Below are 14,063 nucleotides of genomic sequence, written 5' to 3'. Positions count from 1 at the left end.
GGCCCCGAGCTTGTCGAGACCCACCCTCGTTCACCTGTTTGTCTCGAATGAGAAGGTGACGCTATGACGCAGCGCACCCTGGCGGGTCTCATCGCCCTGCCGCTCGTCGTCGCCCTGATCGTGATCGCGTGGGTGGTTCCGCTGCCTTACACGATCTACAGCCCTGGGCCGACGGTGAACGTCCTGGGCGAGTTCGACGGCAAGGACATCGTCCAGGTCGAGGGTCACAAGACCTACGACGACGAGGGACAGCTGCGGATGACCACTGTCTCCGAGACCACCCGCGAGGCCAGGCTCGGGCTGTGGACCCTGCTGGGCGCGTGGATGAGCGACACCGAGGCGGTCTACCCGCGCGAGGTCGCCTACCCGGACCAGGGCACCGTCGAGGACGACCGTGAGGCCGGGCAGGTGCAGATGGCCAGCGCCCAGGACGCGGCGATCGCGGCGGCGCTGACCAAGCTCGGTGAGGACGTCGACGAGGTCTCGGTCGCCGAGGTGGCCAAGGACGCGCCGGCAGCCGGCAAGCTGAAGGCCGACGACGTGGTCACCAAGGTCGGCGACCAGGCGGTCGACACTCCTCAGGAGGTCGTCACCGAGGTGCAGAAGGTCGAGCCCGGAGACACGGTCGAGATGACCGTCGAGCGCGACGGCAAGAAGCGCACCGAGACCGTCAAGACCGGTGAGAAGGACGGCAAGGCCTACATCGGTGTCTCGCTGGGGGCGACCTACGAGTTCCCCTACGACATCAAGATCACCCTCGACCCGGCCATCGGCGGGCCGAGCGCGGGGCTGATGATGGCGCTCTCGGTCTACGACACCCTCACCGAGGACTCGCTGACCGACGAGCGGAAGATCGCCGGCACCGGCACCATCGACGGTGACGGCAACGTCGGCCCGATCGGCGGGATCCAGCAGAAGATCCCGGGTGCGGCCGAGGACGGAGCCGAGCTCTTCCTGGTGCCCGCCGGCAACTGCCAAGACGTCGAGGGCGCTGCGAACGGTGACATGCGCCTGACCCGTGTGGAGACTCTCGATGACGCCATCGAGGCCATCGATTCCTGGACCGAGGACCCCAATGCCAAGCTGCCGACCTGTGGGAGCACGAAGTGAACGACACCCCTGAGCCGACGCCTGAGCTCAGCCGCGGACTCGACCTGGAGACCGACCCCGCGCTGGCCACGGCGGTCCTCGAGATCGAGGCCCACGTCGCCGGCGAGGGCTGGGACGGACCGGCGAGGCTCTTCGCGCTCGTCGACACCGCCGCGCTGGTCGAGGCCGAGCCCGCGCTCGCCACGATGATGGGCCTGGACGCTCCCGACCAGGACGGGTCGCTGACCCCGATCGAGCAGGATCAGATCCCGGTCACGACCCAGCTGGAGGAGGTCCTCCAGACGACCGCCTGGCCGCAAGGCGTCACCGGCTGCGCCGCGGTCGTCGAGCGCTTGGTGCTGCCGCCCGACGCAGACGGGAAGATCCCTGAGGACGCCGAGGCGGCCGCCGAGTTCGCCAAGGCACACCCCGACCGGCAAGAGGTACGCATCGTGGCCGGTGCGACACGTGCTGGTGCGACGTACTGTGCGCTGAGGTTGAAGGCGCACGACGACGACCAGTCGGTCATCGGCGGCGTCGACCTGGTCCCGGAGCTGCTTGAACTGCTGCGTGTCACTCTGGAGGAGACTCCCCTCGAGGAGATCCCGGACAGCGAGGGCGACCGATGAGCTTGTTTGACGACGACGACCCGGCGCAGGCGCCGGCGCGCACCCAGAGCACCGGTCGCAACCGCTGGCTGGCGATCGCGGCCGTATCGGTGATCGTGCTCTTCTTCAGCATCAGCGCCTTCGCGGCGATCTACACCGACGCGCTGTGGTACGACGCGATCGACTTCAGCAGCGTCTTCGGCACGGTCTTCTGGACGCGGACGGCGCTCTTCGTCATCTTCGGTGTGCTGATGGCGATCTTGATCGGGTTGCCTGCGGCGCTCGCCTACCGCACCCGCCCCTACTTCCACCCGGCCGACGACATCGGCGGTATGGACCGCTACCGCGACGCGATCGCCCCGATCCGCACCTGGCTGCTGATCGGCATCGCCGGCGTCTCGGGGATCTTCGCCGGGTTCTCGGGCTCGGGCCAGTGGCGCACGTATCTGATGTGGCGCCACGGGCGTGACTTCGACAAGAAGGACCAGTTCTTCGGCAAGGACGTCGGCTTCTACATCTTCGATCTGCCGTGGTGGCACTACCTGGTCAACTTCGCCCTGACCGGGCTGATCCTCGGCACCATCGGAGCGATGATCGTCCACTACGTCTACGGCGGGATCCGGCTCACCGCTCAGCGCGACCGGTTCACTCGCTCGGCGCAGGTCCAGCTCAGTGCCATGTTCGGCCTGATCCTGCTGGTCAAGGGGCTCGACTACTGGGTCGACCGCTACGACCTGGTCAACGGTTCGGGGCCTCGCCTGGACGGGATGACCTACACCGACGAGCACGCGGTGCTCCCGGCCAACCAGATCCTGCTCGCGATCGCGGTGATCTGCGGGATCCTCTTCATCCTGAACATGTGGCGGCGCAGCTGGCAGCTGCCCTCGATCGCGATCTCGCTGTTCGCGATCTCGGTGCTGCTGATCGGCATGATCTGGCCCGCGGTCGTGCAGGGCTTCCAGGTCCGGCCGAGCGAGCAGGACAAGGAGAAGCCCTACCTGGCGGCCAACATCAAGGCCACCCAGGAGGCCTACGGCATCGCCAAGGACGACCTCGAGATAACCAAGTACGCCTCGCAGGCCGAGGCCGACGGCGCCTCGCCCGAAAAGCTCGACGAGACGGCCTCCTCGCTGCCGATCGTCGACTCCACCGTCGTCCACCGCGAGTTCGAGCAGGTCCAGCAGGGTCGCTCCTACTACTCGGTGCACGAGCCGCTCGACATCTCGACCTACGAGGTCGGCGGCAAGGAGCGGGCGGTCGTGCTCGGCGTACGCGAGCTCAACCAGGCCGGCATCTCCGACTCCGACCGCACCTGGACCAACCTGCACACGGTCTACACCCACTCCAACGGCGTGATCGCCTCCTACGCCAACATGCGTGGCGCCGACGACAAGACCGAGTCGAACCAGATGCAGTGGGCCGAGGGTGACCGCACCGGCCAGCACGACCTGACCTCCGGTCAGGGCGAGTTCCAGGACAAGGTCTACTTCGGCGAGGACTCCCCGGACTACTCGATCGTCGGCAAGGCCGGCAAGAGCAAGGCGGTCGAGCTCGACTACAACTCCGAGGATGGCGAGACCCGGACGACGTACGAAGGTGCCGGCGGGGTCCCGATCGGGTCCAACTTCCGCCAGCTGATGTACGCCATCCAGTTCGGTTCCACAAATTTCCTGCTCTCCTCAAGCGTCAACGAGAACTCCGAGATCCTCTACGACCGCTCTCCGAAGGAGCGGGTGCAGAAGGTCGCGCCGTGGCTGACCCTCGACGACGACGTCTATCCAGCGATCGTCGGCGGGCGGATCCAGTGGGTGGTCGACGGCTACACCACCACCGACCGTTATCCGCAGTCGGCGAGCGACTCGTTCGCCTCGATGACCGACGACGCCACCCAGACCTCGGCCGGAGTGCAGACGCTGCCGACCGACGAGATCAACTACATGCGCAACGCGGTGAAGGCCACCGTGGACGCCTACGACGGCACGGTCACCCTCTACGAGTGGGACGAGGAGGACCCGATCCTGCAGACCTGGCAGGCGGCCTTCCCCGGCACCGTGATGCCGAAGTCGTCGATCCCGAAGGAGCTGATGGAGCACCTTCGCTACCCCGAGGACCTCTACAAGGTGCAGCGCTACCAGCTGGCGCGCTACCACGTCTCCGACCCGGACGTCTTCTTCTCCGGTAACGAGCGCTGGGCCGTACCCGAGGACCCGAACGACGACAACCACCAGCAGACGCCCTACCGGATGTTCCTCGACGACGGCTCGGGCACGGCTCGCTGGTCGCTCACGTCGACCTTCGTGCCCTACAACCGCCCCAACCTGGCGGCCATGATGTCGGTCGACTCGGACGCCACCTCGAAGAACTACGGGAAGATCCGGATCACCACCGGCTTCCCCGAGGACACCCAGGGCCCGGGCATGGTCTCCAACGAGTTCCGAACGGACAAGGCGATCGCCGACGAGGTCGCCTCGTTCAACCGCTCCGGCTCGGCGCCGGTCTGGGGCCAGGTGATCACCTACCCGACGGCGAAGGACGGCATCCTGTACGTGGAGCCGATCTACGCCCGCCGGGCGACCGCCTCCACCTCCGGCTACGCCCAGCTCGCCTTCGTGCTGGTCTCCTACGACGGCAGGGTCGGTTACGGCTCGACGTTGAGCGAGGCCCTGGAGGTCGCGCTGACCGGCGTCGCACCGACGCCCCCATCCACCTCGGATCCCGAAGAAGAGGAGCCAGCTGAGACGAAGCCACCCTCCGGTGAATCGCCGGGCGAGGTCGGCCAGCTTCTCGAGGATGCGCGCACGCTGTTCGCCCAGGCGGACGAGGCCGGCAAGTCCGGCGACTACGCCGAGCGCGAGCGGCTCATCGCCGAGGCGCAGGACAAGGTCGATCAGGCCGCCGACCTCATCTCCGGCGGCTGACGCCGGCCGCCGGTGGTCGAGCCGATGGACATCCCCGATTTGGGATCCGTTTCCCCCGCAGGTAATGTTGTTCTTGCGACGCGGGGTGGAGCAGCTCGGTAGCTCGCTGGGCTCATAACCCAGAGGTCACAGGTTCAAATCCTGTCCCCGCTACTCCAAAGAAGAAGCCCGGACCATCTGGTCCGGGCTTCTTCGATTTCGAGGGCTCAGCTCAGTGCCGCGCGAAGGATGGCGCTGATGTGGTCGTGGTCCGGTGTCGGGTCGTCGTCGAGAAGGATCGCTGCGCAGAGACCGTCGGAGAGAGCCACGACGGCGGCCACGGCATCGCTGCTGCTCGTCTGGGTCCGCGCGAGCTCGGCGACGTTCTCGCGCCACCGCCGGGCCGCCGGCCGTAGCGCGGGCCGGCGGGCCGCCAACGTCGACAGCTCCCGCTCGGCAAGCGCGCGTTCCCGACCAGAGCCGGCGGACTCGGCGATCAGCTCAGCGAGGCCGACGACAGGGTCGGGATCCGCGTCGATGAGTTCGCGGATGCGTCGGGTGTACTCGTCGGTGACGCTGGTCAGGGCGGCGACGAGCAGGTCGTCCAGCGTCGCGAAGTAGTAGAGAGTCAGGCTGGTGGTGATGCCGGCCTCTTTGGCGACGGTGCGGTGCGTGACGCCGGCGGCCCCGTCGCGACGGACCACGGCGAGCGTCGCCTCGATGATCTGCGCCCGACGGCGCTGGCCGCGGAGCTTGCGTCCATCCGTCATGCCGTGCTCGTCCGCCATCTTCGCCACTCACCGCCGTCATCGTTCGCTGATCACCTCATCCATCGAGGTGCTGGTCTCCTGCCCGCCCTGGTCACCGAGAGGTCGCAGGCGTCGCAACGTGATGAAGCATGCCAGCGAAGCGACGGCGACGCCGATGCCCCCTGCCAGGGCGGCAGCATTGAGCCCGCTGACGAATGCGGCCTGTGCGTGGTCCGTTGCCCATGCCGGGAGCTCGCCTTCGAGGGAGAGTGCGCCTGAGATGTTGTCCTGGTACTTCGCGGCTGCTGCGGGGGACAGCCCCGGGGGAACCTCGACCCTGGCTCGGTAGACCGCCGCCGCGAGACTTCCCAGGAGCGCCACGCCTGTCGCCACGCCGAGCTCTTGGACGGTCTCCGACAGCGCGGCCGCGGCTCCGGACTTGTCGGCCGGTGCCGTGCCCACGGCGATGTCGGTTCCGAGTGCGGCGACGACCCCGAGCCCGAGGTAGACCAGTCCGAAGCCGATGACCACGCTCAGCTTGCTGCCTGGCCCGGCCAGGGCCAGCAGCGCGTACCCGGACAGCGAGACGGCCAAGGTGGCCGACATGACGATCCCGGGCGAGACGCGGCGGGCGACGAGCGGGGCGCCGATGGCGCCGACGAGCATGGCCAGCGCCGGCGGCCCCATCCACATGCCGGCCGCGGTGGGGGAGAGCCCCGCGACGAGCTGAAGGAACTGGGTGACGAGGAACATCGCCCCGCCGAATCCGATGAGGCCCAGCAGCAAGACCGCCAGAGCCGCGGAGAATGCGCCGCTCGTGACCAGGCTCAGATCCAGCAGCGGCTCTGTCAGGTGTCGCTGGCGTCGGATGAAGGCGACACCTCCGATGCCGCCGGCGATGATCGCGATGATCACCTGAAGGTCGATGCCTTCCGCGGCCAGGTGCTTGACCGCATAGATGGTCGGCAGCATCGCTGCCAGAGACAGCCCGACGCTCAGCAGGTCGGGCCGACCCGCTCTGGTGCGGAACTCTGGAAGCAGGACGGGCGCTCCGACGACGACGAGCACCGCCACCGGCACTGCGATGAGAAAGACGGCCCCCCACCAGAACGCTGCGACCAGTGCGCCACCCGCCACCGGTCCGGCTGCCATGCCCAAGGCGAACATCGTGGCCCATACGCCGATCGCCAACGCTCGCTGTCGTAGGTCGGGAAACATGTTGGTGATCAGCGACAACGTCGATGGCATCAACGTGGCCCCGGCGACACCGAGGAGGGCGCGCGCCACGATGAGCCACATCGCCGTCGGCGCGAAGGCGGCCATCACGGAGGCTGCGCCGAACGCGACCGTGCCGATCATCAGCAACCGGCGCCGCCCGAGCCGGTCCCCGAGCGTCCCCATCGTGATGAGGAACCCGGCGATGAAGAAGCCGTAGACGTCCATGATCCACAACGTCTCGGACGCGGTGGGATCAAGGTCCTCGGTCAGGTTCGGCACGACTAGATACAGCGCCGTCACGTCCAGTCCCAACAGCACGGTCGGCAAGGCCAACAAGGCAAGGCCGGCCCATTCGCGCCACCCTGCCCGCGCGGGAGTTCCCACTGCCATCCACAACACCTCGTTCAGATCGATAGTTGTACGAAAGTACTAGTTGTACGATCGTACAACTAAGTCAAAACAAGGAGAGCCGCGGCTCCGGGGTTGTCGAGGTCACAGGTCCCCAGATTGGGGTTCGGTTCAGTTCGCGGTAGTGTTCCTCTTGCGACGCGGGGTGGAGCAGCTCGGTAGCTCGCTGGGCTCATAACCCAGAGGTCACAGGTTCAAATCCTGTCCCCGCTACTCCAAGACGAAGGCCCGGACCGAGAGGTCCGGGCCTTCGTGGTTTTCTGGGCTATGTGGTCCGGTCGGTCACGAGCGGAAAGGCCCGCTGATCTCATAGGTGATGCCGCCGCTGGACGAACCGCTCGTACCTCGCTGGGAGGAGAAGTACATGCGGTTGCCGGCCGGGTTGAACGCCACGCCGCACAGCTCCGACGAGCTCTGCCCCGTGACCCGGAGGAACGGCGCCACGACGTCGTCGGGGGTGATGATGCAGATCTCCATGTTGCCGCCGTCCTCGGCGACGTAGAGGTCTCCTGCCCCGGCACCGGTGAGGTTGTCGACGCCGGTGAGTGGTGGGTTGCTGGTCAGGTTGTCGTCGTAGACCACGTCGAGGGTGTTGGCGGCGGCGTTGTAGGCCCACACCTTGTTGTCGCCCTTGGTGGTGAAGTAGCAGATGTCATTGCGGTAGTAGGCGCCTTCACCGCCGCTGAACAGCTTCATGTTCGACACCTGGTCGCGCGTGGGCGTGGGCGAGCCGTCCGGGTCGGGGACATCGGCCCAGGTGAGGTTCGTGGTGAGCACCTGCAGCTTCCCGGCGGACAGGTCTCCCCAGGTGGTCGGGACGAAGCGGTAGAAGCCGCCGTCGCTCTTGTCCTCGGTCTGATAGACGACCTTGCGGACCGGGTCGCAGGCTGCGGCCTCGTGCGTGAACCGGCCCATCGCCGCGCGTCGGACGGCGGTCTTGACGCCCCACGGGTCGGTCTCCCAGCTGTAGCCCGTGTCGTGCTCCTCGCACGAGATCCAGGTGTTCCACGGTGTCGGCCCGCCCGCGCAGTTCCGGGTGGTGTTGCCGAGGATGCGGTAGGCGTTGGTGATGTTGGCGTTGCCGTCGAACTTGAGCGCGCTCGCGCCTCCGGCGCCGCTGCTCATCTCCGAGTTGGAGACGTAGATCCAGCCGGTTCCGTCGGCGAAGCAGACCCCGCCGTCAGGGGCGCTGTGCCAGGTGTACCCGGTGTTCGCGACAGTCCTCGTCGAGCGGGCGACCACCCTGCTGGTGAACCCTTGGGGCAGCATGATGCCGTTGGCGTCGGCGCCGAGGAGATTCCCGTAGGGGCTCGGTCCGGTCTTGGCGGGATAGGCGATGGCGGGACGAGTGACGCTGAACCCGAAGGCGACGGTTCCAGCGCCGACAACGGCGGCACGTAGGAAGTTGCGACGATCCATGGTGGGGTCCTCTGGAGACTCGGCAGTGGGACGGATGCGCGACATACGCTAGAGATCGGTACCTCCGTCAAGGCGTCTTCAGGGCGAACAATGCTCGACGCATCCGGACCCACAGCCTTCCCGCCAAAGGCGTGGCCGGGCCCCACGATCGAGACCCGGCCAGCTGTGTCAGATCGTGGCGCAGGTGGACGTGGATGGCTCGCCGCGGAACCTCGCGTCCAGGAAGCTCAGGGCGTACGGGTGGAACCCGAAGGCGCCCCCGACGTGCCCCGGTGCCAGACCAGGGCGGAACGACACCGTCGCACCCTGGGCGCACCAGCGCTTCGCTGCGTCATAGCCGGCCGCGTAGGCCACCACGTCATCGGTCTGACTGTGGTAGACGAAGGCCGGGATCGTCGGTTTGCGCCCGTTGCCGATCCGCTGCTCGTCCAACATCGTCGCGTACTGCGGGTCGCGAAGCGTCTGCGGCAGGCTGCGACCGTCCTTCGTCAGGGTGCTCGACTGCACGAACGGGTGCTTCAGCACCGTCTCCACCACGCACTCTTCGCGTACGGCGTCCATCAGCGTGGAGCCGCGGGCATTGAGGAACGTGCTGACATCGATGCCATAGCTGGCCTCACCGACACCGAGCACCGCGTAGGCCAGGAAGCCGACGGCGAAGCTGCCGTCCAGCTTGTCCGCCACGGTGAGCAGGTCTCCGGGGATCCCGCCGGCGGCGACCCCGACCACATTCAGGTCGGGGGCGTAGCCGTGAGCGATCTCGGCTGCCGCTGCGGCCGCGCCACCGCCCTGGGAGTAGCCCATGAGTGCGACCGGGGTCGAGGAGGTGACCCCCGAGCCAGACACGTTGCGAGCAGCCCGTACCGAGTCGAGCACGGCCCGGGCCTGGACCTCACGGCTCATGTAGGTGTGCAGACCCGGCGTGCCCAGGCCTTGATAGTCGGTCACCACGACGGCGTAGCCCTTGGCGAGCAGGCCGGCGAGGAAGACGTTCTCGTATTCCAGGCCTCCGCCGTCGGAGAGCCGTGACGGCGCACACTCGTCGCCGAGACCCTGGGTGCCGACCGCGTAGGCGATCAGCGGCCGGGACCCGCTGCCGGACCATGCCTTGTTGGGCACCACGAGCTGGCCGGTGACCGCGATCGAGGTGTCGTTGCGGTCGGTCGAGGTGTACATCAACCGGGTTGCGGTGGCGTCGACCGGCGTGATCTTCAACGGGGTGACCCAGAACTGCGACGGCTCGGTGCGTACCAACGTGCCTCTGCCGGCAGGCAGCGTCGAGGGCGGGGTGTAGAACGCAGCGCCCGTGGCGTCGTTGCCGCACACCAGCCGGGCGTCGGCCCAGTCGGCGTGGTCGTAGTCGACCCCGTCGCCGGTGTCGTCGACCAGGAGGTCGAGCCGTCGTGCTCCTGCGGTCGTCGCGGAGATCGTCTTGGTGGCGGTGCCGTTGAGCATCTTGCCGGTGTCTGCCACCTCGACGCCATCCGCGAACACACGGAAGCGTGCCGAGCCGAGCCAGCCCTGGGAGTCGTCGACGCCGACCTTCGCGGTGAACGCAGAGCAGCCGCCGCCCAGGTGATAGCTCACCATCGAACCGGCGTGGACGCCCAGCCCCTTGGTGTAGGTGACGCCGTTGAGCTTGAGCGGGCCGCCGTCGCCGGCTGCTTCCTCGCCGTTCTCCTGGTTGCGCTCGACCGGCCCCCAGCCGTTGCTCGGGGTGCCGAGGAACGGCCAGTTGCCGGCGTAGACGGACGTCGTCGGAGCGGCCGGGGTCGTCGCCGCCGGTGCCGTACCGTCGCCGGAGCAGCGGAACTTCGCGCTGGCCCAGTCGGCGTGGTCGTACGCGGCGCCGCCCTCTGCCTGGGAGACGAGCAGGTCGACGGTCTGCGCGCCGTCGATGCCGGCGTAGATCGTGATCGGTTCCATCGAACCGGTCACGGTCTTGGTCTGCGCGACCTGGACGCCGTCGGCGACCACCGAGAAGACGACGCTGCCCTTGTCGCCGACCTCGTCATCGATTCCGACCTCGGACTGGAAGTACTCACAGCTGCCACCGACGTCGAAGCGCACCGCCGAGTCTGCGTGGACGCCCAGGCCCTTGCTGTGACTCTTGCCGCCGACCCAGATCGTACGGCCGTCGCCGGCCGCTTGAGTGCCGTTGGACTCGTCACGCTCGACGGGGCCGTTGCCGTTGACGGACGAGACGAACGGCAGGTCGGAGGCCCAGACCTGGCCGGTCAGCGTCGCTGCGGAGGCGGGTCCGGTCAGCAACGGGGCTGCCGGCGTCGCCAGGGCGACGGCCAGGGCGACGGCGAGGCCCGCGCGGCGGGACGCCCGGGGGCTCATCCGATCACCGCCCGGACAGCGGGTGCCATGGCCTGGGAGTAGCCGGCCCTCGTCGGGTGGTAGCCGTCCGCCATGCTCCATGACTTCCCGTTGACGTACGGCGTCACAGCGCACACGTCGTGCTTGGTGAAGGAGGCGATCGAGCTCTTGTAGCTGAAGCCGGCGGCTGCGGCCCGGTCCGCGGTCGTCGTGTCCAGCATGTCGCTGATCTCGTTGGCCCACACGGCCTCCTGCGCGGTGATGCCGTCAGCCGCGGCGCAGCTGAGGTCGTTGCCGAACAGACGCGGGTAGCCGAGGACGGCCACGGTCGCGCTCGGAGCCTTTGCCCGGATCGCCGCGTAGGCACGATCCAGCTTGGCCGGCAGCTCGTTGGTGATCTTCGCCTTGGTGTCGTTGGCCGCGTTCTCACAGTTGAACGAGAAGCTGCCGGCACAGTTGAAGATCAGGTTCGCGAAGCCCACGTCGTTGCCGCCGATCGTGATCGACACGTAGTCGGTGTCGGCGGAGAGCGAGTTGACCTGGGAGCTGACCACATCGTCGGTGACCGCGCTCTGACAGGCGACGAAGGTGAGGTGGGTGTTCGGCCGTGCCTGGGCGACCACGTAGGGGTAGGCGTAGGTATTGCGCCCGCAGCCCACGTCGAGATTGGAGCTGTAGGCACCGTTGCCGGCGGAGTAGGAGTCGCCGAGACCGGCGTACTCGTCGGGGGTGGCGGCCTGGGCCGCCGACAGTTGCGGTGTCGCCAGGGTGAACGCTGCCAGGGCGATCGCGGTACGGACGGGGAGCCTGAGCATGGCAAACCTCCAGGGCTGTCGGGGATGTGCGCTCACGCTAGGGACCGCCGCCGTCCAGCGGAATCGTCATGCTTCCCGAACTTCGTCGCGGTTGGCTGTGTCCGTTCACAACGACGCTTGCGGGGTGCTGGCCAGGTGGGTCACGATCCCGTCATGCCTTGCATGCCCTTCCGTTCGCGGCCGAACCTGCGGTCTCGCCTTGCCGCCCACCTCCCCGGGATGGTCGACACCACGATGGAGCGGCTCGCGTCCGATGTGCCCTTCTACCAGCAGCTCTCGCGTGACCAGCTGGAAAATGACATCGCCGAGGTGATCCGGCTCAACCTCGAGATGTTCAGGCGGTTGCTGCGCGAAGGGCGCACGCCCGAGAGGATCGATCTCGAGGCGATGCTGCGCTCCGCGCGTGTGCGGGCAGAGGAGCAGATCCCGCTCCCCGCGGTGCTGTCGGCGTACTACAACGGCTTCCGCATCTGCTGGGAGGAGACCGCCGCCCTGGTCGATGCCAACGACGTCGACGAGCTGATCGACATCGGGTCCCTGGTGCTGCGCTATCTGGAGCTCGTCACGACTGCTGTCACCGAGGTCTACGTCGAGACGGTCACGGCCATGACCGGCCGCGACCGCGCGGTGCGCGACCAGCTGCTCGCCCGGCTCGTCGTCGGCGAGGACTCCCCGGAGATGTGGCACGGTGCCGGCCTGGTCCCGTGGCTCCACCGGACGCTGGTGCATCTCTGGGTGCGCGCACCTCGTCATCCGCACGAGGTGACGGTGACGGTGGAGGCAAGGAGGAGGGCCCGGGCCGTGCGTGAGGCGCTCGTCGAGCTGAGCGGTCACGAGATCCTCGACTCCCTGACCCCGACCGGCGGCCTGATGGTGCTGCGCGGGAGCATCTCTGCCTCGGACGTACGCCGTGCCCTCGGCTCTGTGCTCCCGGGCCGTTGGCATGCCGGGCTCGCGCACGCCGAGGGTGCCGAGGCCACCGTTTCCGCCGTGACGGCGGCCAAGGACTGTGCGGAGGTTGCCCATCGCCTCCGACTCGCCACGGGTGTCCACCAGATGGCGGAGCTGGCGCTGGAGGTGCAGGTGACCCGTCCCGGGGCGGCCCGGGACGTACTCGCGGATCTCCTTCGGCCGCTCGACGACCAGCCGGACCTCCTGAACACACTGACCGCCTACGTCGCCGCGTCCGGGCGCCGCGCCGAGACGGCCGAGGCGCTGCACGTGCACCCGAACACGCTCGACTACCGTCTCCGGCGCATCCACAAGCTCACGGGCATCGATGCCACCGACCCTCAGGGCAGCCACCTGGCACGCGCCGGCCTGGTGGTGCGACGCTTCCTCGAGTGACGTCGGGTGCGCCTGTGGAACCACACATCGCTCGATGATGGGACCGTGGGCATGGATGTGCAGGCGGAGACGGCCGTCTTGCGGATGAGATCGCCCTAGGCGGTGATGCGTCCGGGTGCGTCTGGATCGTGTCGTTGACGCTGCGCGGGGGAGAGACCGCGGTGGCGGTCGCCATCGACTCGGTCTCCGAGGCGAAGGCTTCCTCCTACGGTGCCGGTCTGGCGCCGTTCTTCCTCGCCCTGGGTGCGTGGATCGGCGGGTACGTCCTGTTCCTGCTCGTCCGGCCGATCTCGACCCGCGCACTGGCCGCCAACCAGACTCCGCTGAGAGTGGCGCTGGGAGGCTGGCTCACCCGAGTGCGCCCGGAGATCGCCATCTGAGTCGACAGCGGACGGGAACCGGTGCGGCACGATGTCCTGATAAGGCGACCTTATGACGGTGTTGGTTGCGTACCGCCAAGCGCGACACGACGAGGAGGTCGCGCGGCTTCGGCGTGGGCTCGCGCTGCGTGCGATGGTGGCCTCGGGGATGAGTCAGCGGGAGATCGCCGCCGAGCTCGGCGTGAGTCAGCCTGCGGTCAGTCAGCAGTTGAAGGTGGCACGGGACCTGGCACGGCTTCACCCCGCAGATCTGGTCGAGGCGGCTGGGCCGGTCCTCCGGAGTGTCGCCGACGATGCGGGCTACCGCCGCCTCGCGGTCTTTGGATCGGTGGCTCGTGGTGTGGCGCGGTTCGACTCTGACATAGATCTGATCGTCGAGGCGCCCGAAGGAACGTCGTCCTTCGGGTTCATCCGGTTCAAGAGGGTGCTCGAGCAGATCCTCGGACGAGAGGTTGACCTGGTCGACTACGGCGGTCTGAAGCCGAGGCTTGATGATGACGTACGACGTGATGCGGTGTTGCTCTGATGGATCTCAAGGGAGCCAAGGAGGTGCTGCACATTAAGGCGTGGCTCGTGCGGACCGACGAGATCGTTCGTCGAGGCAGGGATGCATACCTCGCCGTGAGCTCACGTGGTTGACGCTCGCAAATGACCTACCTGCCTGGGAGGCCTCGCTACGTGGGCTCTTTGCCGAGGCCGGGACGATGCTCCCGGATGCCTAGGCACCGCTGGTGTCAGACATATCCGCGCCCTCTAGGTTTGGTGATGCGTCGTCAGACGTACTCCTCCCTGAACGGATCGGCAAACC

At 67.8% G+C, this 14,063-nt stretch carries 11 protein-coding genes and 2 tRNA genes; 8 read left to right on the top strand and 5 right to left on the bottom strand.

What is annotated here, in order from left to right:
* Window positions 1-63 precede the first annotated feature (63 nt).
* The 4 genes from BJ988_RS18945 (at window position 64) to BJ988_RS18930 (ending at window position 4,768) form a co-directional block, all read left to right on the top strand.
* Window positions 64-1,110, top strand: a complete 1,047-nt coding sequence (locus tag BJ988_RS18945) for a YlbL family protein (protein ID WP_179659493.1) — start codon at window positions 64-66, stop codon at window positions 1,108-1,110.
* A complete protein-coding gene (locus BJ988_RS18940; protein WP_179659492.1) occupies window positions 1,107-1,718 on the top strand; it encodes a PPA1309 family protein in 612 nt (203 codons plus the stop codon). The genes BJ988_RS18945 and BJ988_RS18940 overlap by 4 nt, the downstream gene beginning before the upstream one ends.
* On the top strand, window positions 1,715-4,615 hold the full coding sequence (locus tag BJ988_RS18935) for a UPF0182 family membrane protein (protein WP_179659491.1): 2,901 nt from the start codon (window positions 1,715-1,717) through the stop codon (window positions 4,613-4,615). The genes BJ988_RS18940 and BJ988_RS18935 overlap by 4 nt, the downstream gene beginning before the upstream one ends.
* 79 nt (window positions 4,616-4,694) lie before the next feature.
* Window positions 4,695-4,768: transfer RNA gene (locus BJ988_RS18930), tRNA-Met, on the top strand.
* Window positions 4,769-4,821: 53 nt separating this feature from the next.
* On the opposite strand, the gene BJ988_RS18925 is transcribed toward BJ988_RS18930, so the two are convergent.
* Complete coding sequence (locus tag BJ988_RS18925; RefSeq protein ID WP_246321523.1) at window positions 4,822-5,364, bottom strand: TetR/AcrR family transcriptional regulator; 543 nt, start codon at window positions 5,362-5,364, stop codon at window positions 4,822-4,824.
* A 36-nt stretch (window positions 5,365-5,400) separates the two neighbouring features.
* Window positions 5,401-6,951, bottom strand: a complete 1,551-nt coding sequence (locus tag BJ988_RS18920) for an MFS transporter (RefSeq protein WP_179659490.1) — start codon at window positions 6,949-6,951, stop codon at window positions 5,401-5,403.
* Window positions 6,952-7,108: 157 nt separating this feature from the next.
* Between BJ988_RS18920 and BJ988_RS18915 the strand changes: the two genes are divergently transcribed.
* Window positions 7,109-7,182 (top strand) — tRNA-Met (locus BJ988_RS18915).
* Window positions 7,183-7,251: 69 nt separating this feature from the next.
* Here BJ988_RS18915 and BJ988_RS18910 read toward each other — a convergent pair.
* From BJ988_RS18910 to BJ988_RS18900, 3 genes are all read right to left on the bottom strand, one after another.
* On the bottom strand, window positions 7,252-8,388 hold the full coding sequence (locus tag BJ988_RS18910; RefSeq protein WP_179659489.1) for an alkaline phosphatase PhoX: 1,137 nt from the start codon (window positions 8,386-8,388) through the stop codon (window positions 7,252-7,254).
* Between the two features lie 168 nt (window positions 8,389-8,556).
* Window positions 8,557-10,734: an alpha/beta fold hydrolase gene (locus tag BJ988_RS18905; RefSeq protein WP_179659488.1), complete on the bottom strand. Its 2,178-nt coding sequence runs from the start codon at window positions 10,732-10,734 to the stop codon at window positions 8,557-8,559.
* A complete protein-coding gene (locus BJ988_RS18900; protein ID WP_179659487.1) occupies window positions 10,731-11,528 on the bottom strand; it encodes an SGNH/GDSL hydrolase family protein in 798 nt (265 codons plus the stop codon). The genes BJ988_RS18905 and BJ988_RS18900 overlap by 4 nt, the downstream gene beginning before the upstream one ends.
* 153 nt (window positions 11,529-11,681) lie before the next feature.
* Here BJ988_RS18900 and BJ988_RS18895 point away from each other — a divergent pair, with 153 nt between their 5' ends.
* The 3 genes from BJ988_RS18895 to BJ988_RS18885 all read left to right on the top strand — a co-directional run bounded on the left by BJ988_RS18895 (window position 11,682) and on the right by BJ988_RS18885 (window position 13,781).
* On the top strand, window positions 11,682-12,875 hold the full coding sequence (locus BJ988_RS18895) for a PucR family transcriptional regulator (protein ID WP_179659486.1): 1,194 nt from the start codon (window positions 11,682-11,684) through the stop codon (window positions 12,873-12,875).
* 128 nt (window positions 12,876-13,003) lie between these two features.
* Window positions 13,004-13,255: an ABC-2 transporter permease gene (locus tag BJ988_RS18890; RefSeq protein WP_218860972.1), complete on the top strand. Its 252-nt coding sequence runs from the start codon at window positions 13,004-13,006 to the stop codon at window positions 13,253-13,255.
* A gap of 52 nt (window positions 13,256-13,307) precedes the next feature.
* Window positions 13,308-13,781, top strand: a complete 474-nt coding sequence (locus tag BJ988_RS18885; RefSeq protein ID WP_179659485.1) for a nucleotidyltransferase domain-containing protein — start codon at window positions 13,308-13,310, stop codon at window positions 13,779-13,781.
* Window positions 13,782-14,063: the final 282 nt, after the last annotated feature.

Origin of the sequence: Nocardioides panzhihuensis, assembly GCF_013408335.1 — a bacterium.
In the GTDB taxonomy this organism is placed as follows: Bacteria; Actinomycetota; Actinomycetes; order Propionibacteriales; family Nocardioidaceae; genus Nocardioides; species Nocardioides panzhihuensis.
This window is presented reverse-complemented; position numbering and strand designations above follow the sequence as displayed.